At 53.9% G+C, this 25954-nt stretch carries 26 protein-coding genes; 9 read left to right on the forward strand and 17 right to left on the reverse strand.

The genetic code is table 11. The features are described 5' to 3' along the window. Positions 1–354 precede the first annotated feature (354 nt). Positions 355–2913: a chemotaxis protein CheW gene (locus QZ725_RS08530; protein ID WP_293778492.1), complete on the reverse strand. Its 2559-nt coding sequence runs from the start codon at positions 2911–2913 to the stop codon at positions 355–357. A gap of 270 nt (positions 2914–3183) precedes the next feature. Between QZ725_RS08530 and QZ725_RS08535 the strand changes: the two genes are divergently transcribed. After that, entirely contained in the window at positions 3184–3969 is a 786-nt protein-coding gene (locus QZ725_RS08535; RefSeq protein ID WP_293778495.1) for an L-asparaginase, read from the forward strand. On the opposite strand, the gene QZ725_RS08540 is transcribed toward QZ725_RS08535, so the two are convergent. Then, complete coding sequence (locus QZ725_RS08540; protein WP_293778498.1) at positions 3926–4522, reverse strand: MOSC domain-containing protein; 597 nt, start codon at positions 4520–4522, stop codon at positions 3926–3928. The two genes, QZ725_RS08535 and QZ725_RS08540, sit on opposite strands and share 44 nt — an antisense overlap. Further along, the gene (locus QZ725_RS08545) at positions 4519–5496 is read right to left on the reverse strand and encodes a D-2-hydroxyacid dehydrogenase family protein (protein ID WP_293778501.1); all 978 of its coding nucleotides are present in this window, start codon (positions 5494–5496) and stop codon (positions 4519–4521) included. Before QZ725_RS08545 ends, QZ725_RS08540 begins: the two co-directional genes overlap by 4 nt. A 171-nt stretch (positions 5497–5667) precedes the next feature. Here QZ725_RS08545 and QZ725_RS08550 point away from each other — a divergent pair, with 171 nt between their 5' ends. The 3 genes from QZ725_RS08550 to QZ725_RS08560 all read left to right on the forward strand — a co-directional run bounded on the left by QZ725_RS08550 (position 5668) and on the right by QZ725_RS08560 (position 8706). After that, a complete protein-coding gene (locus QZ725_RS08550; protein ID WP_293778503.1) occupies positions 5668–6411 on the forward strand; it encodes a hypothetical protein in 744 nt (247 codons plus the stop codon). Positions 6412–6804: 393 nt separating this feature from the next. Continuing rightward, positions 6805–7155, forward strand: coding sequence for a hypothetical protein (locus QZ725_RS08555; protein WP_293778506.1), 351 nt, complete (start codon positions 6805–6807; stop codon positions 7153–7155). A 9-nt stretch (positions 7156–7164) separates the two neighbouring features. Beyond that, positions 7165–8706, forward strand: a complete 1542-nt coding sequence (locus QZ725_RS08560; RefSeq protein WP_293778509.1) for a YfjI family protein — start codon at positions 7165–7167, stop codon at positions 8704–8706. A gap of 424 nt (positions 8707–9130) precedes the next feature. Here QZ725_RS08560 and QZ725_RS08565 read toward each other — a convergent pair whose 3' ends face one another. The 4 genes from QZ725_RS08565 to QZ725_RS08580 all read right to left on the reverse strand — a co-directional run bounded on the left by QZ725_RS08565 (position 9131) and on the right by QZ725_RS08580 (position 12007). After that, complete coding sequence (locus QZ725_RS08565; protein WP_293778511.1) at positions 9131–9829, reverse strand: MobA/MobL family protein; 699 nt, start codon at positions 9827–9829, stop codon at positions 9131–9133. 229 nt (positions 9830–10058) lie between these two features. Then, entirely contained in the window at positions 10059–10586 is a 528-nt protein-coding gene (radC, locus tag QZ725_RS08570; RefSeq protein ID WP_293778514.1) for a RadC family protein, read from the reverse strand. 150 nt (positions 10587–10736) lie between these two features. Continuing rightward, positions 10737–11798, reverse strand: coding sequence for a hypothetical protein (locus QZ725_RS08575; RefSeq protein ID WP_293778516.1), 1062 nt, complete (start codon positions 11796–11798; stop codon positions 10737–10739). 2 nt (positions 11799–11800) lie between these two features. Next, positions 11801–12007, reverse strand: coding sequence for a hypothetical protein (locus QZ725_RS08580; RefSeq protein ID WP_293778518.1), 207 nt, complete (start codon positions 12005–12007; stop codon positions 11801–11803). A 282-nt stretch (positions 12008–12289) separates the two neighbouring features. Between QZ725_RS08580 and QZ725_RS08585 the strand changes: the two genes are divergently transcribed. Beyond that, positions 12290–12529, forward strand: coding sequence for a helix-turn-helix transcriptional regulator (locus tag QZ725_RS08585; protein ID WP_293778520.1), 240 nt, complete (start codon positions 12290–12292; stop codon positions 12527–12529). A gap of 296 nt (positions 12530–12825) precedes the next feature. Here QZ725_RS08585 and QZ725_RS08590 read toward each other — a convergent pair whose 3' ends face one another. The 3 genes from QZ725_RS08590 to QZ725_RS08600 all read right to left on the reverse strand — a co-directional run bounded on the left by QZ725_RS08590 (position 12826) and on the right by QZ725_RS08600 (position 14055). Then, positions 12826–13278 (reverse strand): hypothetical protein, encoded by a 453-nt coding sequence (locus QZ725_RS08590; RefSeq protein WP_293778523.1) that lies wholly within the window; start codon positions 13276–13278, stop codon positions 12826–12828. A gap of 134 nt (positions 13279–13412) precedes the next feature. Then, positions 13413–13637: a DUF2061 domain-containing protein gene (locus QZ725_RS08595; protein ID WP_293778525.1), complete on the reverse strand. Its 225-nt coding sequence runs from the start codon at positions 13635–13637 to the stop codon at positions 13413–13415. A gap of 151 nt (positions 13638–13788) precedes the next feature. After that, positions 13789–14055, reverse strand: a complete 267-nt coding sequence (locus tag QZ725_RS08600) for a hypothetical protein (protein ID WP_293778527.1) — start codon at positions 14053–14055, stop codon at positions 13789–13791. A 224-nt stretch (positions 14056–14279) separates the two neighbouring features. Between QZ725_RS08600 and QZ725_RS08605 the strand changes: the two genes are divergently transcribed. After that, positions 14280–14657, forward strand: coding sequence for a hypothetical protein (locus tag QZ725_RS08605; RefSeq protein WP_293778530.1), 378 nt, complete (start codon positions 14280–14282; stop codon positions 14655–14657). Between the two features lie 15 nt (positions 14658–14672). Here the strand turns inward: QZ725_RS08605 and QZ725_RS08610 are convergent, their stop codons facing one another. After that, positions 14673–15542 carry an acyl-CoA thioesterase II gene (locus QZ725_RS08610; protein WP_293778533.1) on the reverse strand — a complete coding sequence of 290 codons (870 nt, stop codon included), beginning with the start codon at positions 15540–15542 and terminating at the stop codon, positions 14673–14675. 40 nt (positions 15543–15582) lie between these two features. Next, the gene (locus tag QZ725_RS08615) at positions 15583–16587 is read right to left on the reverse strand and encodes an LLM class flavin-dependent oxidoreductase (protein WP_293778535.1); all 1005 of its coding nucleotides are present in this window, start codon (positions 16585–16587) and stop codon (positions 15583–15585) included. 442 nt (positions 16588–17029) lie between these two features. On the opposite strand from QZ725_RS08615, the gene QZ725_RS08620 reads away from it, so the two are divergent. Beyond that, positions 17030–17215, forward strand: coding sequence for a hypothetical protein (locus QZ725_RS08620; RefSeq protein ID WP_293778538.1), 186 nt, complete (start codon positions 17030–17032; stop codon positions 17213–17215). A 77-nt stretch (positions 17216–17292) separates the two neighbouring features. Beyond that, positions 17293–17787 carry an MgtC/SapB family protein gene (locus QZ725_RS08625; protein WP_293778541.1) on the forward strand — a complete coding sequence of 165 codons (495 nt, stop codon included), beginning with the start codon at positions 17293–17295 and terminating at the stop codon, positions 17785–17787. A 167-nt stretch (positions 17788–17954) separates the two neighbouring features. Here QZ725_RS08625 and QZ725_RS08630 read toward each other — a convergent pair whose 3' ends face one another. From QZ725_RS08630 to QZ725_RS08650, 5 genes are all read right to left on the reverse strand, one after another. Further along, positions 17955–18158 carry a hypothetical protein gene (locus QZ725_RS08630; protein WP_293778544.1) on the reverse strand — a complete coding sequence of 68 codons (204 nt, stop codon included), beginning with the start codon at positions 18156–18158 and terminating at the stop codon, positions 17955–17957. A 189-nt stretch (positions 18159–18347) separates the two neighbouring features. Beyond that, complete coding sequence (locus QZ725_RS08635; RefSeq protein ID WP_293778546.1) at positions 18348–20408, reverse strand: cache domain-containing protein; 2061 nt, start codon at positions 20406–20408, stop codon at positions 18348–18350. 3 nt (positions 20409–20411) lie between these two features. Further along, entirely contained in the window at positions 20412–21845 is a 1434-nt protein-coding gene (locus QZ725_RS08640; protein WP_293778548.1) for a sigma-54 dependent transcriptional regulator, read from the reverse strand. A gap of 119 nt (positions 21846–21964) precedes the next feature. Continuing rightward, complete coding sequence (locus QZ725_RS08645) at positions 21965–22135, reverse strand: oxalate:formate antiporter (RefSeq protein ID WP_293778550.1); 171 nt, start codon at positions 22133–22135, stop codon at positions 21965–21967. Between the two features lie 29 nt (positions 22136–22164). Next, positions 22165–23571: an OFA family MFS transporter gene (locus QZ725_RS08650; RefSeq protein ID WP_293778552.1), complete on the reverse strand. Its 1407-nt coding sequence runs from the start codon at positions 23569–23571 to the stop codon at positions 22165–22167. A gap of 395 nt (positions 23572–23966) precedes the next feature. Here QZ725_RS08650 and QZ725_RS08655 point away from each other — a divergent pair, with 395 nt between their 5' ends. After that, entirely contained in the window at positions 23967–25949 is a 1983-nt protein-coding gene (locus tag QZ725_RS08655; protein WP_293778554.1) for a TonB-dependent receptor, read from the forward strand. Positions 25950–25954 lie beyond the last annotated feature (5 nt).

The following is a 25954-nucleotide window of genomic DNA, read 5'->3' on the forward strand; positions in this document are numbered from 1 at the left end:
GGCAGCATTTCTATCGAGTCCGTTATGGACCAGACTGTCAATCCATCTTTGGCGCCAATACTTGTCACTGCTCATGGTGATGTTTCCAATAAGAAAAGATAAAAGAATTCTCGTCCCGCTCATTCCTGATGCTCAGGCCGTGGGCACGGGCAATCAAGGATTATAAACGCGCTATATCTTATTGGGAATGACGCTATATCTCCAAGCTGTGTTTTTAAAGCAGGTGGTTCGCAAAAATGCTGCATAAAAAAAGCCGCCAGGGATGATGTTCTGGCGGCTTTTTCCCCATCCAGCAGCATGACGGCGCAATGGCGATGTTCTCTCAGCCGCAAAGGCTGACACCACCTGTGACGATCACGCGGCCATCTTCATGGCTGGATCGATCGGAATTTCCTCGTTGTTCAGCACAGCAAACAGATGATCGATATTGATCGACTGGATGAGCAACTCGCCCCGATTGGCCTGGATGACGTGCGTCACGAGCATGCCAGTCTCCGGTGCCGCCAGTGGTGTCGGCGTGATCTGCGACGGCTGGAATTCCGGCACACCATGCAACTCGCTCACCAGCAAGCCGATGCTCTTGTCATCGCGCTTGACGATGATGACCTGACTGGCGCTGTTGATTTCCGATTTGACACCGCGCATCAGATGACCGAGATCGAACACCCAAACGAAACGCTTACCTTCGCCTTCATGGCGCAACGCCAGGATGCCGATGCGCTCTGCGCGGCTACCCATCGACATGGGCGCCACTTCCGAGGCAGGCAACGCTTCCGCGACATATTCAGCCGGCAGTGCAAACAAGGCACCATCGACAAAGAAGGTCGCGAATTCCCGTCCCGCTGGTGCTGCAGGATCATGTTCGATCACTGTATTGGCTGCCTTATCGTGACCGACCTGCTGGCGTGCTTCGCCGAACAGCTTGTAGACGACGGCAATCACGTCTTCACTGTAACCATCGCTGGTCTTGAATTCGCGGTAGCCATGCGACACTGTGCAACCGAGCGTGGCGTAATGGCCATCATGAATCACGATGCGCGAGGCGCTGGCGCCGTTGGGTAATGTCAGCAGTACCGGATCGATCTCCAGCAGGCTACCGATCGGACGGGTAGCGTCGGTGCTCGAAATGATGCGACCGTTACGATCGATGAAGAGCGCACTGACACCTTCCTTTTCACCGAGCGCGCCTTGCAGCATGGCGGCGAATTCCGGCTCTGCATCGAACACGATACCGATGCCACCGACCACGCGCATCTCATTGTCGGGATGGCGAATTGCCGCGTGATAGATGTAGGTCGGGCGCCCGCCATACAGCGGCGTCGTCTCGAATGCCGAGACCGCGTATTGCTGGTCATTGGCAAGGCCGCGCACGTGCGCCAACGTTTCTTCTCCAATATGCGAACCGACGACATCGAGACCATCACCCCTGAAATCAGTGGCGGCGATGATTACACCTTCTTCGTCATAAACGAACAGGCGCGTGTAGACCGTGTAGAGCGAGTTGATATAGCCGAGAATCTCGTTGATACGCGCCACCGTTTCCGGCGTGCGCATGGGGTCGGCCAAGGCAACCTGCAGTTCCGGCGTTAATGCCCACCAGCGACAATCGTCCGAACGCTCGTAGAGATTACGGTCCAGCAGATCGACCATCAGGTGCGAGACGAATTCGGCATCGCTGAGGTTGGCAGACAGCACGGTTTCATACAGATCGCGAATCGATTGCGCAAACAGCTCATTGCTGCGTGCACCGGTTTCGCTGATCTGTTCGAGAATCGTCTTGAGCTTGAGCAGTTCGCCGTTCTGGCCTGCCGTCATGACCTGACCGTTCCACACCACGCGGCGAATCGTTTCTGCCGCCTGCATGATCTCGAACAGTGGCGGTGAAAACGATTGCGCATGCGACAGCAAGCCCTCGGCGGTTGCAGCGTCGAGCGTCTTGAGCGCATTTGACAACTTGCCCGTGAAACCCAGATCGACGGGAATCATGACCTGCCCTTGCCAGCCAATCGGGCCAGGATAACCCTGATAGCCGGCCGAGCTGAAGGTGCGTACCAGATACTCACGGCCACCATAAACCATCAGTTGCGGACTGGCGTCGCGATTGATCGGCACGCTCGCGCCGGGGGGAATCCACAAGGGATCGGCACTGGCGATGACGCGGTTTGCACCGTCGAGCAACAGCATGTTGGAGCGCAGCGCCGGATCGCGGTGCGACCGGAAGATACCGGCCATTTCCTGTTCGAAGTTGAAGCACAGGCACAGCACACCGACCACGGCGTTGGTTTCGGGATGATGCATGCGGCGCGAGTAGATCAGTGCTTCCTTCTTGCCGGGTCGCAGATCGGTGGTGCGGAAGGTTTCGACATAGGTCTCGCACGCCATGGTCTCGGCCAATAGCGGATCGGTGCTGCCTTCAAGCGGCGTGGCTTCATCGATCTGCACGAGTACGTTTCCTGCTGCATCGAGCAGAATGATTTCGTCGTACACCGTATACTTGTTGCGATACGCACGCAGGCGGGAACGGATCATGTCGGCATCGTCATGCAAGCCGGCAACGAAAGTACAAAGCTCCTTGTCCGTTGCCAGAAAGCCGACATCGGCAGTACGTTCGAATAGGTTGCGCACGACGATATCGATCACGTACTGCGCCTTGGTGCCGATTTCTTCCAGCAGACTGCCGACTTTCTCGCCCACCAGGCTGGTGACCAGTTCCTGTTCGAGTCGATTGAAGCCGTCGCGCGTAGCGGCCATGGTCGGCAGGATGGCCTTTGCTTCAACCGGACAGTTCATCTTGGCCGAGGCTTCGATCATGCGCCACATGGTGTTGAGCTCGCGCAGCGATTGCTCGCAGCGGCTGACATCGCGCATATAGGGAAGAAACGTATCGATCTGGAGGGCGTGTTCGTGATTCATGGCATGTTCCGCAAAGTGACAAGGGACGCGGTGTACACCGGCAGCTCTATATCCCAAACTTATGGGACAACGACAATATCACTAGCAAGGAACAGGCCATTTATTTCCATGGAGAAAAGTTAATTTTATTGACCAATTTCTCGCTCCAGCCACATCAAATCACCAAAATGGAGCGCATCATTTTTGACGCACCAACAATGCGCATTCACCGCAGTCACTGCATGGCGTAAATGCCGTTACACTAACGGCCTCATTGTTCCTGCTTTGCCCATGAAACCCATTGCCCCTGGCACCGTCATCTTTCATCGCCATCGCGGTTATGGCGTGATTACGGCCGTCAATCTGTTGACGGGCTGGATTTCTGCGCGCTTCGGTAATGAAATGCGTGCGCTTGATCTGAATCTTTCTACCGATGAAGTCCAGCATGCGGACGGCGAACCCATCCTGTTTCGTCGCGATCCACCGGACCCGATGCCGCATGCACGGCTAATGGCCATGGTGCGCCAACTGCATCGCGCCGGTTATCAGCGCCTTTATCTGTATAGCTGGCCCAAGCCTTCGGGGTTGCACTGGCGCTGGCATCTGTTTGCCGGCCCGCGCAACTGGATGGAACGGCCGTGGCGCGAAGGTTGGTACGGCTCGGGAGCAGACTATATTTTCAATCCGGTGATCGGCTGGGGCGATGCGCCTGGGGAGACGACGGAGGAATTGGCAAGCACGCTGGCGCAGTTCGATCCTGTCGGCCTAGCACAAGCACTCGGACGCGATGAAGACCATGCACTCTGGTTCGAGACCGTGTGCGATGCCTTGCTGCCGGACTACACATTCTCGCTGGGCTGGGATAAGCATGACGGCCCGATTCCCGATTCGCTGCCGATCATCCCGATTCGACGCGGTGTGCCGCCGTATGCCGGTCCGCCGCTGCCGTGGCCGCCGGGCTGGGCCAAGCTGTGGGTCGCCACGCATCTGGCCTCCACCACGGCAACCTTGCTGCCGCGTCGCGAAACCGATACTAGAAAAGGTCCGGCTGGCGCCCAGTCCGACGCCGTTCGTTGAAAGCCGCCACGGTTTCGGTACGCGGCCCGGCAATCAAGGTCATCGCATCACCTGCCTGCACTGCGCCTTCCTGCACCACCTTCAGGTAAAAGCCCGTGTATCCGCTTTGCAGCATGCGCTTGGCGGCTTGCGCAAAGCCCATGCGGATCGTGAACTTGAAACACGGCTCACGCGGCTCGGTCACTTCCAGCAGCACATCGCCGATCTGCAGTCGATCGCCAATCCACACCGCCTGTTCCAGCAAACCCGTGATGGTCAGGTTTTCCGCCATCGCGCCATACGGCAAAGCTTCATCCCGCTGAAGATGGGCGTGGCGCTGCGCCTGCCAGAACGCGTAGTGTTCAAATGGATAGGCGTACACGGCCTTGTCGATGCCGCCATGCACGTTTCGATTGGCCTGTTCATCGCCACTGACGCCCATGCGTGTGATGTGCGCAGTACCTGTGACGGCGCGCTTGTCGAAAGCGCTGGGCACGCGGCGTACGCCATCGTCTTCGTTGACGAACAGATTACCGACGATACCTGTGTTGACGCTGAGAAGGCGCATCGTCATGGCGTCACCAGCACGTTGCGCGGCGTACCGGCCGCATAGTCAAGAATGTTCTGGAAGGCACTGCGGAAATAGAGTTCATAACTGTCCTTTTCGACATAACCGAGGTGCGGCGTGGCGATCACGTTTTCCAGCCGCAGTAAAGGCGCGGTCGGTGGCAATGGTTCGTTTTCGAAAACATCGAGCGCGGCAAAACCGGGATGGCCATTCTGCAAGCCGGCCAGCAAGGCATCCGGTGCCACCAGTTCGGCACGGCTGGTGTTGACGAAAATCGCATCGGGTTTCATGCGCGCAAGATCATCGGCCGTGACGATGCCGCGTGTGACTTCATTAAGGCGCAAATGCAGGCTCAATACATCGGCTTCGGCAAAGAAAGCTTCACGTGATGCAGCAACACGCAAACCGTCCTGCTCCGCAGCGGCACGACTGGCTTCGCGTCCCCACACCATCACATCCATGCCGAATGCCTTGCCATACCCGGCGATCATGCGACCGATGCGGCCATAGCCCCAGATCGCCAAGGTACGGCCCTTGAGCGAACGGCCCAGCGTATTGCGTTCCCACGACATCGAAGCGGTTTGCCACAAGCCATCCCTGAGATTATCGATATAGGCGGGAAGTTTGCGCATGGCGCTCATGATCAGCGCCCATGTCAGTTCTGCCGGTGCCGTGGGGTCGCCAATGCCTTCGGTGATGGTGATGCCATATTCAGCAGCCGCAACCAGATCGATATGGCCGGTTACCTTGCCAGTTTGCGAAATGAATTTGAGGTTGGGAAGTCGGGTGAGCAGGGCGCGTGTGAGCGTAGTACGTTCACGGATCAGCACCAGTGCATCGAAAGGGGCAAGGCGGATAGCAAGCTGGCCGGCACCGCGTGCGCTATTGCTGAATACCTTGACCTCATGGCCTTCGAGCATGGCAAAGCAGTCCAGTCGGCGGACCACGTCCTGGTAATCGTCGAGAATCGCGATTTTCATAAGCTCCTTGCAAATAGCGACATATTCAAAACTCTTGATAACGAAGACCCATTCTCAAGAAAACGTTTCTTGAATGCATCATAAATTTACTCGACACTATTACCTCACTCGTGGCAATCGTAAGGGAGCCCTCGAGTGAGTTTTATCAACAACATAATCGTATATCTATAAATGAATGCCACTTCTGCAGTGACCAAGTTGTGCATAGAACAGCTGCTCAAACAAACCTTTGGCAATTTGTCTAAGTGTTACAAGCATCATCACAAAGGTACAACAACGGATGATTACCTCGATAAGTTCTGCGCAGCAGTGAAAGGCAATAACGATCCGACGATTGTCGATCATTTCGACATCATTCGCAGAAATCTCTCTGTAGAAAACCGAGGTTTAACAGATGAACAATTAAAAAATTCGCCCACCAGCGTCATTATCTTGGGAACAACTTATGCGTTTCGCACAATCCAATCGCTAGAAAAAGATAGCGTCACTCTTGCAATACAGAATTTGGCGGACTCTGCCTACTGGGCAGGCGTTGCGATGGCCTCGACGGGAGTAGAAAAGGCCTATCTGCATACAGTGCAAGAAACGCAAAAAAGCACAAAAAGGGAAGCCGGTAAAAGTGGCGCTCAGGGAAGAAATGAAATCTATGAGCCGATTCGTGATTACGCTTATGAATTAGTTCGTATGGGCGGCACTACTTCAGGAACGAAAAAATGGAAGTCGCGGCAACATGCAGTGTCAGCAATTCAAGACAAAGTTTTTGCTCATGCAAAAGCTAGAGGGATCTTCATGAAAGGGGAAAATTCAAGCAACGACAATTCCCTAAAAGGTGGCGTGCACGTCTCGCGTACGATCGATGGTTGGTTAAAAAAAATGCCAGATGCAGAAGAGTATTTTCCTAAAAAAGCAAAGTAATCAACGCAAGTATTAGCTCCGCCTTCCAAAGCCGCCTTTCGGCGGCTTTCTAGTCAAGCCAAAAAAATAACGCCAATCTACTTTCTGCTGAAAAATTGGGCAGACCTTTACGCGTATGTGGCTTTTCTACACTCCTTCAAAAACATAGCAGTTTGCCGGCAAGCTACGTAGATCGATTTGCCGGCGCTCCCTAGACTTCTCCTCACTGATTACACATCAAGTGCAAACCAAGGAGAAGTCAATGACATCACATTTCACACCATAGCAAGTCCATCACGCTCTTAGCCAGTCGAGTGTGACAGACGCCGCCATCTGCAATCGAATGGCCGATTGCACATTTTTATACTTAACAAAGCAAAGCACAGCTCTGCCCCAACATAAGAAAGAACGATTATGCAAAATCAACAAGCCTCTACTACCCATTCCCAACTCGACATCAATAGCGTTACGAAAAAGCTGGCCGCACTGGCTCCTGCCGGTCAGCAGCAAAAGATCCATGCCTTCCAGCAGTTGTATATCGGCGTCGAAGAGACGCTGGCTCGTAACGTCCCACAGAAATCAATCATCGCTCTTTTGCAAACAGAGGGATTGTCTCTGTCATTAGGCGGCTTTCGCTCTCTGCTGAATGCGGAACGCGAGCGTCGCAAATCTCAGGGTGATCTGCCTTGTTGCTCTATGTGCAACAGCGTACTTCCTCGCATCCAGTCTGAATCGAGCCCAACGACTGGGATTAATCAAGACTGATTAGCAGTGATGGGTAATCACATCGCCCATCACAACAAAAAAACACGCCCACCATATAACAAAGGAAAGATCAATATGAACAACTACACTTTTTATCCACCCTATCCATTACATGCATTTCATTTGGTCGTCCGTGAGGCGGTTGATGAGGTCATCCACAAGGTGAAAGCACCTGAAGCCATGGTTGTCATGGCATTTCTGGAAACAATGTCGATCGCAGCGCAATCGCTGTATGACGTTGAATTACCGTATGGGGAAGTACGCCCAGTATCTTTGAACCTTTTGGTCATTGCCGATTCAGGCGAGCGTAAAACCGGAGTTCACAATCTGGTGGCGCGCCCCCTCTACCAAGCCGATCATAAGCGTGTTCAAGCATATAAAGAAGCATGCAAACAATACGATACCGACAACGCTATTTGGAAAGCCACACAAAAAGGTTTAGAGCGCGCACTGATTAAACAAAAGAAAAATGACGGCGAAACCGACTATATTCAGGAAAAATTACGTGAGCATACTGAAGCTGCTCCTGTAAAACCCCGCTTACGTCGAATCATTTATCAAAACGTCACCGAGCGTGCGTTCATGAATGCGATGGAAGGAGAAGGTGAGTCGATCGCCATGATTAGTGATGAGGGCGAACTCATTACGAAAGGTGGTGGGCTGCACAAACCAGGCATGCTGAACAAAGCGTGGGATGGCGCGTCTCTGCTGTCAATGGACCGAAGCGATGGCATCACGATTCAAGCTCGTAACCCACGTCTTACTGTTTCATACATGGTACAACAACAGATTCATCAGGATTTGTTGAATCGGCGCGGCATGACATTGCGCGGCTCAGGTATGTGGGCTCGTTACCTCGTTGCCCAGCCTGCGTCTACGCAAGGCCATCGTTTTGTGTATTCGGCGGATCATTCATTGAAAGCACTGGCGACTTTTCATAAGCGCATGGATGAGCTATTGCAAACATGGACCGATCAAGTGGATATTGGCAGCAATCAGCGCATGACATTAAAGTTTTCGGAAGATGCCAAAAACAGCTGGCAATCACATGCGAACTACGTTGAGTCGATGCTTGCGCCAAATAACTATCTGCATGACATCAAAGATTTCGCCTCAAAAATGATGGAGATCATCAGTCGTGTCTCGGCAATCCTGCATGTCGTCTCTCGACAATCGGGTGACATTTCGGTCGATACGTTCGAGCGTGCCAAAGCAATTGTAGAGTGGCACATGCACGAATTTAAGCGCATCTTCGCTACACCGGAGATTCCCCAAGAAGTAAGGGATGCTCAGGCAATTGAGAAGTATCTTCTTGATCACTGTTGGAGCAATGGTCATTTGCAGATACAAAAAAATTATGTCCTTAAAACAGGGCCGATTCGTCCAGTAGGACGTCTTGATCATGCGCTTGCCTGCTTAATGCGTGACAAACGCATTTATTTGGTAGATGGCGCGAAGCGAACGAAGTTTATTGCTTTGAATCCATATATTTATGGTTTCCCTAATGGTTCACAAAACATGTCGTCATCTTTGGGATATGTCACAGCTTGAAGCATTGACTAAGTGATGCTCAACACAGCGAGAAGAAGTGATTCTTCTCGCTCTTCGATATGTCTGAAGGTACAAACCAAGTACACGTTGGAAACAAATCGCCCATATTCCATAAGCGATCAAGGCACCCTCTGGAAACATGTCGGACATCTTGCAAATAAGTGCGGTGAACGATATTCAAGCGGCCTGCGATCTTTCATTTTCGTCTCTAATTGAAGCCTCGATTCGTGCAATTCATGCGACTAGATCGCATGAATTGCACGAATCCGCCCACCCCAGATTCAATTTGGGGAGCATTACCATCAGGCTTCGTGTGTGCATTGCAATGTGCACCTCTGTCAGCAGTACCTTGCTTCTCGAAACTTTAGGCAGTATGAGATGACATCAACATGCTCACATATGACATCTACATAGCCACGGCTTGTTACTCGTCATTTGATGTATTGTCATTACCCTGCTCATCAACAAGTCTCGCTCGGCGTGGTCCTATATGCATTCCTGGATCGCGATCAATACCTTGCGCTCTAAGCGTTCGATGATCCACTCGCGCCGAATGCCCGTGTTTCTCTAACATTGCATTCTGTAACTCCGCACATTTCTTTCGCGTAGCAATCAATTGGTCTCGAATTGCAATTCGATTCTTTCCGCCACTATCTTTCTTGCACCCTCCTTTCTCAGGGTGATGTGGGTTGTAGCGTGAGAAAGTCTGTTCTGGCGACCGCTCAACACCATCTGGCATGCGGTCGGAATACATCAGATGAAGGTGAATATTCGTTTGGTCTTCACGCGCCCCATCGGGTAAGTGAATAGCGTACTGGTATGGCTTTGCTCCAACAAGATCATCGATCAACTGTTTGACAAGATCCTGTTGCTGTTCCCTTGTAAGCTCCGCAGGCAACGCAATTTCATGCTCACGATAAACTGCACCGTTGATGCGTTCGTACTTATCCCCCGCTCGCCAGAACAATGCGGGCCGATGCTCTGCCCATTCCGGCATGTTTCCGTGACCAGCCTCCACAAGATCTGTCCGATGACGGTACTTTCCTTGACGGGCAATGTAGGCAGCATGTTCTTCCGCCGCACCCCGTTTTCCACTTTTCACGCAATGATGAAAACTTGCCATATTCCTTTACCTAGCCTTTCTATTTCTGCTCTATACGAACAGATGATTGGTATTTCGAAGGTAAGTAGGCTTATGTTGTCTCAGTAATCGGGAGAAAGGTTAAGTGCGCGTACTGAACACCTCTGCTATTTAGTACGATTCACTCCAGATTAATCTCAACGTCATTCGCTCTACTTACATACGATGTGGGTCTAGGTAAAAAATGATTGCCTATGACTACTTTGACTGCTCAATCTAGTAGTCCATTCTCTGCAAATGAAAAGGCATTCTTCTCACCAATGATGAAGTGATCCAATATCCGCACATCGATATGATCCAGTATCGATTGCAAGTGTTTGGTTAATCGTTTATCTGCCTCACTGGGTGTCGTTATTCCCGACGGGTGGTTATGCGCAAGAATAAGACCTGCAGCATTCAATGCCATCGCTCGTTGTAAGACTGTTCTGGGATACACCGACGTCTGGTGCAACGTTCCACAAAACAGCGCTTCATAAGCAATGACACGATGCTGACAGTCAAGAAATATCACTGCAAAACATTCTTGCTGCCTATCCGTGAGCTGCAAACGTAGGTATGCCTTCACATCATTTGGACTTTGTAAGGTCGGTCCACGCTTGATCACTCGCTCATCAAGAATCTGTAAAGCACGCTCTACGATCCACGCATCGATTGCATTAAGGTCTGCTAAGAAATCTCCCCATGTATGGCATGGTTTTTCATTATCTTGCTCTTTTGGAGTTTGGGCCTGAGTTTGCATAATTCCTCTCTGTATAAAGAGGGCATACCACCCCTGGAAGGGCTGTCTACCCTCCGGGGTTCAGAAATAAAAAGACCGCCGAAGCGGTCTGGTTGAATCTGTTACTTGTTCGAAAACGCTAGTCGATAGACGAACTGGTGTTATCGCCAATCAAGGCAATTTTCCATCCTTGCACCATTGCTCCCATTCATCCAATTGCGCGATGCTGATTGGCGCATCTCCTACCTGTTTACGATGCGCTTTTGTCCAATGCTCGACACAAGCCATCATATCGCTTGGATTGGTTGTAGGTTGATTACCATTGGCTGAACCCGATAACGCCTCACCAATGAGTGACTTTTGAGGTTCTGTGTTCAAGAAGTCTTTCTCAACCACATTACCTTGCACAATCTGGTGGATAACCAATTTTCCTTGCTCGTCGTACACTTTGAACTCACCAGCGGGTTGGCCCAATTTCCACGTGCCGCGTCGTAGCAATTTTCCATTTGGATAAAACTGTTCAATCACCCCGTCCCAGATGCCTCTTGTAATAGTGCCTTTGACGTGTAGCGCGCCGTCCTCTCCGTACTCGGCATAGTCACCAGTTTGATCACCATTGACCCATTCTGATCGCATACCCAGCTTGCCAGTAGCCGGGCTATAAATCTCGCGCATACCGTGGATTTTTCCGTTCTTGAATGTGCCTTTGTTTATCAGGCGGTCAGGATTGTCCGCGCTAAATATTTCGATTGGCCCATCGAACAAACCGCCCTTGGCACTGAATTTCAGTGTCACTTTGTCGTTTTGTTTGACGAAGCACACGCCGTCTCCTTCCATGTAACCCTTCTTCACAGACACGTCACAGAAAAATACGCCAAAGTAAAAACCATGTTTTTGCACCGGGAACAGACTAAACATATCGTTGTTGAATAGCTTTAGTCCTGGCTGAATTGGTTGCAACGCACCGAAGTCTACATTTGTGACGTGGCCAGTAAAAGGCTCGTTGCTTCCTTGCTGATAGACCTTACCATGCACGATTTCAGCATTACGAAAATCGAGCACTTGATCTTTGCAACCAGACAACAGGACGAAACACAGGCAAAGTGTCATCGCCATGAGAGATCGTGGTTTAGTGAAATGCTTCATTTTGTTACTCCCTTCAGGATAGAAAATAGGTGATGATGAAAAAACAGCGCGTACAAAGACGCGCTGTTCATCAAAGATAAAAATCAAGGTTATTTCTTGCGACGTTCTTGTTCCTGTTTCAACCGTTCATGGGCGTCCGGCATGTGCTTGACCACGGTGGCGGTTGCCTTGCCAGCAAAGATCGCTGCATTCGCTACGGTTGCCCCTGCCAACTTGGCTCCTGAAATGGCCGAATTTTTGAAGCCCGAAGAAAGCCGAAAGTGCAGTAATCGCTGCTCAAGATCGAGATATTTCATACCTGCCTCCTTGGTTTAGGAACTGTCTTTACCCGTACCGTCACAGTCAGGGCAAGGCACGCGGGTACGTGAATCTCCACCGCAGACAGCACAACTCTCCGGGTGCTCGTCATCTCCATATTCGACTGGACATGGGATTTCTCCACGGCCGTTGCATTCAGGACATTTGGATTTAGTAGCCATTAATTTCTCCTCAAAGTCACCAGATTCTCTGGAGGAATATATTAACACTGCTACCCAAACTCTGTAGACCCAAAGTCATCAAAAAAGCATCTTTAGTGTGTGAAAGCTAAAGATGCAAATTACCAATCCCTTACCACCAAAGTTTTGTTTGGTGAACGTCTTCGCCGTGCGCGCGAAGAACTGGGCTTATCACAGGAACGACTCGCTGAACTTGCTGGCCTACATCGAACATATATAGGTCAAGTTGAAAGGGGCGAGCGGAATATCTCGATCGAGAATCTGGAAAAACTTGCGAGCTCGATCAATCAGCCACTTTGGCAAATGTTGCGCCCTGATTAATCGTATAGTCGTCTTTAGTCAGGATGACTTAGCTTAGAGTGCCGTCCCTCGATCGAACCACGCTGAACCCAATCGTTGATCCAAGCTTTTGGAGCATAGCTGTTGATCAACGAATTCCATCACGGCGTTTAACAGTCTCAATTCAGCGTTTTTGCAGGAACGAGACCAACTCGCCTCCGCGTTGCCACTCAAATTAAACTCACTCCAACTCCAATAGCAAAAGCCGCGTTAGTGCTCACCGATTTATTCGATTGCACTAACGCGGCTGTTTGATAAAGGTATTGAAAGAATTAGTTCTAAGCAGTGAATGTTGCGCCACAGTCGCAGCATTGATGATTATCGAGCACTGTACGATCAACGATTTGACCGAGTGCAATGCCCGTCGTACATCCGGCTGCGCCACTGGCCAAAGCAGCCAGAATGGCACCTGCTACACCTCCGACAGCTATGCCTAGCGGTCCACCAATCGCGCCCACAGCAGCACCAGCACGTGCACCACTGATACTCGATGCAATGCTGACGCCAGCACCTGCGATTGTGCCGATCGTGCCGCCCAATTTAGTTGCGACATGACCAGTTTCAATGCGATCGGATTTACAGAGAGGGCAAACCAGTAAGCCTAATGGCGTGGGACCAAGATAGGGCTTGTAATCTTGGTCATCTTGGTAAAGAGTGAGATTGTTTTCCATAATATCCTTCGATAAAAAGTTGAATTCACCGCAACCAAACATTCTTGGTACGCGGCTCATCGAAGGGATATATGTTTGAGATTTTTTGGAATAGTCGCAGATGGCTTAATTCGAAGTCTCAAATAACTTCGGATGGTCTGCCGTAAGCAAAAATCGGCTTTCAAACTTTCTGGAGACCTTCACTCTGCGCGCTTTTATCGCGTCATAGCTGACACTTGTTGAAGTTTTCGCACTTCAACCCGCTCCTTTATTCGTTCCCAAAGCTTGTCATGCAAAGGCATCAGCGCGACATTGCAAATTGGCTCGACGACGGCAGCCACTCCGCCAAGCGCGAGCGATCCTGTGAACACATACATCACGGCGAACGCCACGCTCATGTGCATGCCAACTTGGCTGACTGTTCTTGCTGCGGTGACCATGATGATTTCCTTTCAATGCCGAATCACGAAGACTTGGAACAAAGAATAATCATTCCCATTTGATAGGTAAAATTGAATTAACAGAAGAAATTTATAGCGATAATCTATTACACGGCGATGCTGGTGGGCTCGCCCGAACGATAGGCCATGCTCAGAGGACGAAACGCTCATTCAGTTGGCGCAACGAAGCCGCGAAGGGCTCGCCCGGCAGGTTCGGTGCTTCGTCGATCGCCACCTTGACCACACGCATGGCACGTGCGAATGCCTCTTCTGCCGTCATTTCGCCGCCTTCGAATACGCCACGTACAGGCACGGCAATGCTTTCATGCGCAATCTGGTAGCGCGCACCCCAGCATCCTGCCGCTTGGGCGGCCGGTGCGACGGCAATACGACATTGTTTGTATTCAATCCATTGCATGGCGTTTCTCCATTCACGTCGCACATGGCGACAGGAAAGCGCAGATCGGGAAATCGGGCTTCCGCAGAAAAAGCGGATCGAAGGATAGTAGAAAGCGATTTGCCAACGGTCTAATCACTTTTTCTGATGACTTGATAACTGGCAGTTATCAAAGGACCGCAAGTTGCTCGACGTCCCGTGAAGGGATCGTTAGAATCGAAGGCATATTCCGCATCAGGATTCGCATGCCAGCCCCACTGCACCGTTATATCGCCACGCCGCTACGTGCCATGCGCCATAGCGCCCACTTGCTGTGGGCTATGCAAACGCGCGAACGCCTGCGCTTGTGGAAGGAGATGCAGGAAATACGCGGCTTGCTGCCGCTGCTGATGAAACCGCGCAACGGCGAATGCTGGAGCGAGGTGGATCGCCGCCGCATCCGCGTGCATTTGCGCAAGCTGGTGGAGTTGAGTCCTTACATGGTGCTGTTCGTCGCGCCCGGTGGTTTTTTCATGCTGCCGGTGCTGGTCTGGTGGCTGGACCGCCGTCATCCGGTAGTCGTACCGGTACCAGTCTTGCCGCCACCCTTGAACGAATCGACCTCCACCGAACAGCGCTCCTGACTTTGGCGCGACGTATCAGCGTGCCGGCTTGTCGCGCAGACGAATCAAACCTTCCTGCGTGACTGTCGCCACCAGTGCGCCATCTTCGCGATAGATGTGTGCGAAACATAAGCCGCGACCGCCCGAGGCATTCGGGCTTTCCATCGAAAACAGCAGCCATTCATCCATGCGGAACGGGCGATGAAACCAGATCGTGTGATCCAGGCTCGCCAGTTGCAGACGCGGATCGCTGATGCGCACATCGTGCGGCTGTAATGCCGTCCATAGCAGCCCGTAATCCGAGGTGTAGGCAAACAGGCTTTCGTGCAGCAGAGGCGCATCCGGCAACGGCCCCGGCGCACGCGTCCATACCTGCTTGAGTGCGCCATTGCCGTCGGCCATCTCGGCAACGACTTCGCGATCGATACGGAAATCGACCGGCGCTGGATTGAACGGACTGCCGCTTTGCAAGCTGCGCTCACGCCATTGCGCCAGCGTGGAAGGCAAGGTCTCGGGATCGCGATGCGCCGGCATGGTCTTCTGATGCGACAAGCCATCTTCCAACGTCTGGAACGACGCCGACATCACGAACATGCGGCGACCTTCCTGCGTCGCCACGACACGTCGCGTGCTGAAAGAGCCGCCATCGCGCACGCGTTCGACTTCGTACTCGATCGGCAGACGATGGTCGCCCGGCAGAATGAACAGCGCATGCATCGAATGCGGACGGCGCTCCGGCACGGTCAGGCCGGCTGCATACAAAGCCTGTCCCAGTGCCTGCCCACCAAACACATTCGGGCTACCCATGAAATGGCTCTGGCCGAGAAAGCGATCCGGCGCCAGCTGCTGCATCTGCAGAAGCTGCAGTACTTCCTGCGTGTTGTACAACGATGCATCATGGCTCATCGAACGTTCCCCTCCTTTGCACAAACAACGTCGCGCCGGTTCAGCTTTGCCATATGTCGGCCACAATCTCGTAGGAACGTTTGCGCGCGCCGTGATCGTAGATCATGGTGTTGATCATGATTTCATCGGCCTGCGTCATGTCGAGGAAAGCCTGCAAACGTTCGCGTATCTGTTCACGATCGCCGATCAGCGAAGCACGCAGCATGGACTCGACTGAAAGCTGTTCGTGCGGCAACCAGTGATCTGCCATCGTGCGGATGGGCGGCGGCAACTTGCCTGGCGTGCCGCGCACCAGGCTCAAATGCATCTGCTGCTGCGAGGTCGCGAGATAGAGCGCCTGCTCCTCGGTTTCGGCGGCGAATACATTCACGCCGACCATCGCGTAGGGTTTGTCCAGCACGTCGGAAGGCTTGAAAGTCTGACGGTAGAGTTGCAAGGCCGTCAGCATGTAGTCGGGCGAAAACTGGCCGGCAAAGGCAAATGGCAACCCCAGATGCCCGGCAAGTTGTGCACTGTAACTGCTCGACCCCAGCAACCAGATCGGAATGTCCAACCCTTCGCCCGGCACGGCACGAACCGGCGCATGCGCGGCAGAGGACGGTCGCAGAAACGCGCGCAGCTCATTGAGCTGGCGCGGAAACTCACTGCCGTCGTCGCTGATTTCGCGACGCAATGCGCGTGCCGTCGCTTGGTTCGAGCCCGGCGCACGTCCGAGTCCGAGATCGATACGGCCTGGATACAGGGACTCCAGCGTGCCGAACTGCTCGGCCACCACCAGCGGCGGATGATTGGGCAGCATGATGCCGCCGGCACCAACGCGAATCGTCGAGGTGCCACCAGCCACATAGCCGATCACAACCGAGGTTGCCGCGCTGGCAATGCCCGGCATGCTGTGATGCTCGGCCAGCCAGAAACGATGAAAACCCAGACGCTCGACGTGCTGCGCCAGATCCAGCGAACGATGAAACGCATCAGCTGGTGTGCCATCGACGAGGATGGGTGATAAATCGAGAACGGAAAGTGGCGTCTGTTTCAGTGGTTTCATGGATGTCTACCGCAAGAAATAACTGTCGGCATGGCGAGATTGGCAACATGACCGACGGTGAAAACGATATGACCATCAAGCATAACGTGAATCGATCAAACGGACCGACGACGGCTTGCTGAATAACCTCTCCGCAAATGCGTGCCTTGCAATCCGCCAGCAATGCATTCTTTTCCACAAACCTCTTTTTCTTGGTGAAGCTTCTTTAGCCGAGTGCGGATTGCATGCTTACGGTTCGTTGCCTAGACAAAGCTTTTGTTTGCTACGCCGTCAGCAATGAGCTCCATTACGTGCCGCAAATATTTGTCCCTTTCGATAACGAAGACCGCGAACTCCGCGCCTCCTTGACTGACCGCCATTCGGCGCATGCTATGTGAGGAATGGCACAGTCGCTCTGGACTGGCTATCTCACAATCGCTGCATCCGCTTCCCGGAGGTTGCCATGTCGTTCTTTCGCCCTGTACTCGCGTCCAGCCTGATCATTCTCGCCCTTGCCGGTTGCGAGAAAACGCATACACCCACTCCCAAGATGGAAGCGTCTGCGGTCCAACAAAATTCGCCGGAAACCCGCGTACCTGCCACTAACGGTCAACCCGGCTTGCAAGGCCAGGCGCCCACACCGCGCTGAGGATCCGGCATGCCGTCGCTCTTTTCCCGGCCTAATAACTGCGGCATCCAGCCAAATTGGCGCATAAGGTGACTGGCATGAACGGCATATGGATCGAAATCCTGCAAACCTTTCGCGAGGAATTTTCCGATATCAGCGATGCGTCGCAAGTCACACGTGTCTGCATTCGCCTGACGGTTGCCGTGGTACTCGGCGGGATTCTCGGTTACGAGCGCGAGTCGCGCGGCATGTCGGCCGGCCTGCGCACGCACATGCTGGTTGCGCTCGGCTCGGCACTGTTTGTGCTGGTACCGCTGGAGGGCGGCATGCAGGTGGCCGACATGAGTCGCGTCTTGCAAGGCGTGATCGCCGGCATCGGCTTCCTTGGAGCAGGTGCCATCATCAAGCTCAGCCATGAACAGGAAATCAAGGGGCTGACGACAGCCGCCAGCGTCTGGATGACCGCCGCCATCGGCATTGCTGCCGGCATGGGGCGCGAATCGACGGCCATATTGAGCGCCCTGTTTGCCTTGTTCATTCTGGCAGCGTTGCGCCATGTGGAGCGCCGGCACAAGCAGCACAAGGCAGGATAGAAAAGCGGGCAGGTAAACGCGATCGCATCATTCTGCGAATCGCAAAGTTACCGTCATACGGCGTTCCTCTACCACGTACCAGAAATGCAAAACGGGCATCCTCCTTACAGAAGATGCCCGTTTTTCAACCTGCAGCGCGATCAGCGCCGCCGCAGGCGATCCAACGATCAGTGGCTGGCGCGTTGTGCAGCACCTGCGTTCGCACTACCGAGCTGCGCGACATGCAGCATCGCCTGCGTTTCAGGGCTTTTCGAATCGTCAGCCGGTTCGTTCTTGTAGGCTTCGGCGTAGGCAGCTTCCGCGGCGCTACGTTCCAGACCGGTTTGCACCAGGGCTTCGATCCAGCGATTTCTCCAGTAATTCGCGCTCATTACTTCTCTTCCTTTTCAAGATGACATCATGCGACGTTGTTCGTGATCGCCTGACACGACGATCAGCGTCGGTAAGCGATTGATAACAAATAGAATTTTTTCCGGCGAAAATTATACCGTGCAATGTCCGCTCAGACCAGATTTGCCGCACCGCCGTTGCAAAACCCGCGATACGTTGCATTAAGGGAATCAATCGGCGGCAGGTAAACGCAGACTGAAGATGCTGCCTTTGTTTGCTTCGCTCTCGACCGTAATGGTGCCACCATAACGTGCCACCAGAGTGTAGGTGATCGACAAACCCAAGCCGGTTCCCTTGCTGCGCTTGGTGGTGAAGAACGCATCGAAGATGCGCGCCTGATCTTCCTTGCGAATGCCCTGGCCGGTATCGGCCACGGTGATCGTCACCCCGCGTTTGCCATCTTCCTCCCAATCGCCGCTGGCAATCGTCAGCGTGCCACCATGCGGCATCGCGTGAATCGCGTTGGTGAAGAGATTGATCAGTACCTGTTGCAGTTCGCCACCGTTGAAAGCCACGGCACAGGTGGCCTGCTTGCGATGCACGACGGCGATGTCATTCTGGTTCAACAGATGCCGCACCAGCACCAGCGAATCGGCAATCACGGGATCGACATGGATGGCTTCGATGTAACCGGCAAAGTCCTCGGGGTTGGCAAATTGCAGCAGCTTGGAAACCAGCGTGTTTATGCGGTGAATTTGCTGATCCATCAATTGCAACTCGGCCTGTACCGGGGCAGCATGCGGCCCCAGGGCTTCGCGCAGTACATCGAGATTACCTTGCAGGACAGCCACCGGATTGTTGATCTCATGCGCCACACCGGCCGTGATCTCGCCGATCGACGCCAGTTTTTCAGACAGGATGAGCTGCTTCTGCGTCTGCCGCAGCAGCGCATTGGCTTGTTCGAGTTCTGCCGTGCGTTCGATGACTTTCTGATCGAGCTGCTCGCCCCAAGCCTTGAGTTCGGCATTCTGCGCTTGTACGGTATCGAGAAGCTCGTCCAGATGCAGAGACAGTTTGCCGATCTCGTCGCCCAGCAACACCGCACCGGTGCGTGCCTGCAAACTGCCTTGCTGCACCGCAGTCATGGTGCCGCTCATGCGTGCCAGCGGCAGGTAGATGCCACGTGCCACGCGTAGCGAGAAGAACACGCCACCGACACAAATAACGGCGAACAAACCAGCGAGTAACATAATCACGAGTTGGCGTGCTTCACGGAACGGCGCTTCGAGATAGCCGACATACAGCATGCCGATACGCTGGCCGAAGCTGTCGGTGATCGGCTCATACGCCGAGATGTACCAGTCATGCACGACGAAGGCGCGATCGAGCCACGTCAGCCCTTCGCCCAGCACATGCTGGCGCACGGCTTGTGAAGCACGCGTACCGAGCGCGCGCTGCTCGCCAAACAGGCGCACATTGGTCGCGACACGCACGTCGTCGATGAACAGGGTCGCTGTGCCATCGCTGCCGGCTGGCAGCGAACCCGGCGCATAGACGAGGCTGTTGATGGTATCGACAAAGTCGAGATTCTGATTCAGCAGCATGCCGCCTTCGAGCACCCCCAGCAGACGACCATCGGCATCGCGCACGGGCGTGGCGGCGTGAATCACCATACCGCTGGTGACGGCCGATTTGGTAGTTGGCTCGGCATTCGCGGTGGGCACCAGTTCGATATGCGCCTGACGCGCCATGCCATCGTTAATTGCTGCCAGTTGTACTTCCGAATATAGATCGATCTCGGTCTGCGCCTGCCCCTGCAATGCTGAAGTCACGACCGGCCAGAATCCATGATCGGCGAGCGCCGGGCCGGGACCGCGTTCGCGCGAAGCGGCTTGCACCACACCACGCGCATCGAGGAAATTCAGGAAGTCGAGCTTGAGTTCATCCTGCTTTTGTTGCAGCAGTGTCGTCAGCCGGGCACGATCGGCACCTTCGATCGTGCGCACCAGCACATGCGCATCGCCTAGGCTGACGACATCCGAACCGACGCGTTCCTGCACATGGTTGAAGTATTCATGCGCGACCGCCAAATCGCTGCTGACCTTGAACGTCAGCAGACGATCGTAATACGCCGCACCCCAGTAAAAAATCAGGAAGAAAAGAATCGGCAGCACCGTGAGGAACGGCACCAGCGCCACCAGCAGCAGCTTGGTGCGCACCGAAGCATTGCGCAGTGGCTGCAGTCCCGACAGCGTGCGTATGCGGTTCAGCAGGGAAGGGCGCGCATCCACCGATCAGACGCCCCATTCGGCGCATTTGCGTTCCAGCGTCTTGCGCGACACACCCAGCCGTCGTGCCGCTTCGCTCTTGTTGCCGCCGCTTTCGGCCAGCACCTTGATGATGTGGCGCTTCTCCACGGCTTCGAGTGAAATATCATGCTCGCCGCTCTCGGTTTCGCCGCCTTGCGCATCCGTCATGGCGGGAATGCTGCCGAGGATGAGCCAGCGTTCGACCAGATTGCGCAGCTCGCGCACATTGCCTGGCCAGCCATACGATTGCATCGAGCGCAGCAAGGCCGCATCCGGCACCTGCGGTGGCACGCCGAGTTGTTGTGACAGTTGCCGCACGAAACTGCTGACCAGCGCAGGGATGTCTTCGGGACGATCTCGCAAGGGCGGCATCGGCAATTGCACGACGTTGAGGCGGTAATACAGATCGGCACGGAAACGACCGGCAGCCACTTCCTCTTGCAGATTGCGATTGGTGGCGGCAATCACACGTACATCGATGGGGATTTCACGCTCGGTACCGACCGGACGGATGCGCCGCTCTTCCAGCGCGCGCAACAGCTTGACCTGCATCGCCGAAGGCAACTCACCGACTTCGTCGAGAAACAACGTGCCGCCCTGCGCATAAAAGAACAAGCCTTCCCGCGACGATGCCGCACCGCTGAACGCGCCTTTGACATGACCGAACAATTCGCTCTCGATGATTTCAGGCGGAACCGCACCGCAGTTGAGTGGCACGAAATGGTTGCGCGAACGCTTGCTGAGTGTGTGCATGGCGCGCGCCGCGATTTCCTTGCCGGTGCCGGATTCACCGGTGATCAACACCGTGGTTGGCACGGCCGCCAGACGCACGATGGCCTTGCGTATCGGTTGCAGTGCGGCGGATTCGCCGACGAGTCCTTCGATACCAGCCTGTTCCCCATGCGAATCGAGTTCGCGACGCAGCACGAAATTCTCTCGACGCAAATGCGCGCGGTCGAAGCAGCGGCCGATTGCATTGAGCATCTGGTTCACACGGAATGGCTTGAGCAGAAAATCGGCGGCACCTGCACGCAGGGCACGGATCGCCGTATCGAGATCGGCGAAGGCTGTCATCAACACCACATCGTTGTGATAGCCCATTTCACGCAATTCCTGCAACCATTCGACACCGGATTTGCCGGGCAGCGTGTTATCGAGAATGATCAGGTCGAAATGACGTTGCGTCAGCAGCGGTGCGGCCTCTTCGACGGAGCCGGCGGTGGCGACATGCGCGCAACGTTCAACCAGCGCACGCTGCAGAAAGCTCTGCACCCCAGGCTCGTCATCGACGATCAGAATGGCGCGTTCCTGCCATCCGGCAAAGGCATCGTTCTGTTGCTCGTCGCTGTCACGCGGAAAACTGGACATAGTGCTGATCTGGTCGAAAGGCATGCGCACATCCTTAGAGTCGTGCGCCATGCGATGAAGAGAATCGTATGGTCGCACAAAAGAAAGAGGGGTCATGCGACCCCTCTGTTTTTTTCTGCAGCCTGTCAGACGCCTGATGGCATCTCAATGCCAGACATCGACAACCAACATCAGTGGAACAAGGCCATGGCCTTTTGCAGCGTGGACCAGATGCCCCACGCCAGCGGTACGCCAACGAACAGCCAGAATAGCAAGACAGTCACAGGACTAGTGCGATGATGGCTTTCTTCAGCGACATCGTGATGGTGTGCGGCATCGTGTTGCATGACGGCGGTAGTCATGAATTTCTCCTTGAAATGGGATGAACGGGTCAGCGTGCGCCGACAGGTTGCGGCATGGTGCCGAAGGAAGGTGCGGCGGCCGGTTTGGCTGCTTCTTCACCCATGTGATGTTTCGCATTGACCGGACGAATCGCCAGGTTGCAGAGGAAGCCGATCAGCAGTAAGCCCGCCATGATGTACATCGTCACGGTGTAGGCATCTCCGGGAGCGACGCCGCTGTTGATCTGGTATTCGCGGATATAGTTGACGAGTACCGGACCCAGCACGCCAGCCGTCGCCCACGCCGTCAGCAAACGACCGTGAATGCCGCCCACATACTTGGTGCCGAACAGATCGGCAAGGTAAGCCGGCACCGTCGAGAAGCCACCGCCGTACATGCTGATGACCAGCGCATAGAGCGCAACGAACAGACCGATACTACCGATGTGCCCCATGTAGGGGACTGCGGCATAGAGCGCAGCGCCAACCACGAAGAAGATGAAATAGGTCGCCTTGCGGCCGATGTAATCCGAAGCCGACGACCAGAACAGGCGACCGCCCATGTTGAACAGACTCAGCAGACCGACGAAGCCGGCAGCCGCAGCCGGCGTGACGGCACCCTTGAAGGTTTCCTGAATCATCAGCGAGGCTTGGCTCAACACACCGATACCGGCCGTCACGTTGAGGCACAGCACGATCCACAGCAGATAGAACTGCGGCGTTTTCATCGCTTCATCGATATGCACATGGCCGGTCGAAATCATTTTTTTCTGTACGACAGGCGGCGTCCAGCCTTCCGGTTTCCAGTCTGCGGCAGGGATGCGAATCGTGAATGCACCGATCATCATCGAGATGAAATACACGATACCCATGACGATAAATGCCTCGATCACGCCAACCGATGTGGCGGTCTTGAAGTGGTCCATCAAAAAGACGGCGAGCGGTGCGCCGATCATCGCACCGCCGCCAAAGCCCATGATCGCGAGGCCCGTGGCTAAACCACGGCGATCGGGGAACCACTTGATCAGTGTCGATACCGGCGACACATAACCGAGACCGAGACCAATACCACTGAGCACGCCATAACCGAGATAAACGAGCCAGATTTGATGAAGATGCACGCCGAGTGCAGCGACCAGAAAGCCGCCACCAAAACAGCAGGCGGCCACGAACATCGTCAGGCGCGGACCGACTTTTTCCAGCCACTTGCCGCCGAATGCCGCCGACAAGCCGAGGAAGAAGATCGCGATACTGAAGATCCAGCCCAGCGTCGTCAGCTTCCAGTCTTCGGGCGCTGAACTGTTGATGCCGATGACTTTCGACAACGGACCGTTGAACACACTGAACGCATAGGCTTGCCCAATGCACAGGTGCACAGCCAGCGCCGAAGGCGGCACCATCCAGCGGTTGAAACCGGGACGGGCCACACTTTTTTCTTTCGACAGAAATTCAAACATGATGCATCTCCAGGCATTCACGGCATAACTGCACCGTGATCATTTTTGTATGACGATGCATCGTGGCATCGTCGTCGCGCATTGAGCCGGCGCAGTGCCGGTGCAGGAGATAAGGCAATCGATATGCCAGCTTGTTTGGCACTTATAAGCCATTGATATATATGGATTTTCTATTTCTTGATATTCACGATCGGCGCGACAAATTGACGCATGCGCAGACAGAATGTCGCACTCCGTCCACGATCAATCTCATGCCCACGGTCGCGAAAATGCCACGAACGACCACAAAGTTAACTATGTAGTTCAAATACATAACGTATATACTCCCGCCTTTTAAATTCGTTATGACTCTTTGAATATATCGAGAGCATTACGTTACAAAACAGGGAGAAAAAATGAAGCAACCGTTATCTCGTACCGTCCTGGCCGCCTCGCTGATGCTGGCATTCGGTACCGTACAAGCTGCTGAAGTGGCAGAGTCGTCGCAAGTGTTTGCGTTGGGGGAAATCAACGTAAGCGGTTCCGGCAATACCACCCCCGCTACCGGCGGCAGCAAAGTAAGTCGGGAAGAGCTGGACGACTTCAATCGCGAAACCGTCGTCGATGCGCTGAATCTGATGCCCGGCATCACCACGACGGGTGGTGGCCCGCGCAATGAACGCATGATGTATCTGCGCGGCTTTGACAATCGCCAAGTGCCGGTCTTCATCGACGGCATTCCCGTGTACGTGTCGTATGACGGTTATGTGGATCTGGCGCGATTCACGACGTATGACATCGCTTCCATCGAAGTCGCCAAGGGATTCAGCTCGGTGTTGTACGGCCCGAATACGCTGGGCGGCGCGATCAACCTGATCAGCCGCAAACCCGTCAAGGCGTTTGAAGGTGATGTGGGCATCGGCTTGCGTGCCAATGACAAGTTGGATGGCAATGGCAAAAGCACGTACGTCAATCTCGGCACCAATCAAGGCATGTGGTACGCGCAACTCGGCCTGTCTTACCTTGATCGCGACGGCTATACGCTCTCTCGCGACTTTCGTCCGACAACTGCGCAACCCAATCGCGAACGTCGCAATGCTAACAGTACCGATAGCAAGATCAATCTGAAATTCGGCCTGACACCCAATGCAACAGACGAATATGCCATCAACTACATCAAACAAAAAGGCGAGAAAGGCAGCCCGCTTTATTCCGGTACGCTGGATACAGTTCGCAACTGGAGCTGGCCAGCTTGGAACAAGGAAAGTCTGTATTTCATTTCCCATACCGCACTTGGCACCGCTGCGTACATCAAAACACGGTTGTACTACGATAAGTTCGACAACGAATTGCTCACCAGCCCGACAGCAATACCCAGCATCTATAACGATTACACGTATGGCGGCAGTGCAGAATTCGGCGTGCAACTGGGCACACGCAATCTGTTGAAGGCAGCGTTGCACATGAAGGAAGACATTCATCGCGAACATAACGTCGGTGAACCAGTACAAACTTCTCGCGATCGCACACTATCGATCGGCGTGGAGGACACGCAGAAGTTGACCGACAAGCTCGATCTTGTCGTTGGCGGCAGTTACGACCGACGTGAAGGAAGACGCGCGGAGGAATACAGCAGCAGCAAAGGTCTGTACAGCTTCAACCTCGGCGACGCCTCTGCTTTCAATCCGCAGGCAGGACTGATTTATCACACATCGTCGACGGGCAATGCCTACGCCACCATCGCACGCAAGTCCCGCTTCCCTACGATCAAAGATCGTTACTCGTTCCGGATGGGAACAGCGATTCCCAATCCCGATCTGACCGCCGAACGAGCGATGAATTATCAGATTGGCTTTACGGAAAAAATCTCTGCCGATGTACGCATGGATGCAAGTATCTTCTACAGCGACATCACGGACATGATCCAGACCATCACTGTGCCAAGCACGCTCTGTGGCGGCAGCACCTGCAACCAAATGCAGAACATCGGCAAGGTAATTAATAAAGGCGTCGAACTCGGTGTCACTGCAAACGTCAGCAAGACAATCGAAATTGGCGGCAACTACACCTATATCGATCGAGAAAACAAGAGCAGCCCGACGGTCTATCTGATCGACACGCCTGCTCACAAATTGTTTGCTTACGCCAAATGGTCTGCCACACCGCGTCTGGACTTAATCGGCAACGCCACTTATAACAGCAAGCGCTACAGCAATAGCACCGGTACACGTATCGCATCAGGCTTCAGCCTGATCAATGCCAAGCTGCGTTATGCACTGGACAAAGGCTGGTCTCTCGAAGCCGGCGTCAACAATCTGCTCGATCGTAATTACGCCTACTCCGAAGGCTTCTACGAAGAAGGTCGCAGCCTGTTTGCCAATCTCAACTATCGCTTCTAAGCGAG

The sequence above is a fragment of the uncultured Oxalicibacterium sp. genome (assembly GCF_913776015.1).
In the GTDB taxonomy this organism is placed as follows: Bacteria; Pseudomonadota; Gammaproteobacteria; order Burkholderiales; family Burkholderiaceae_D; genus Oxalicibacterium.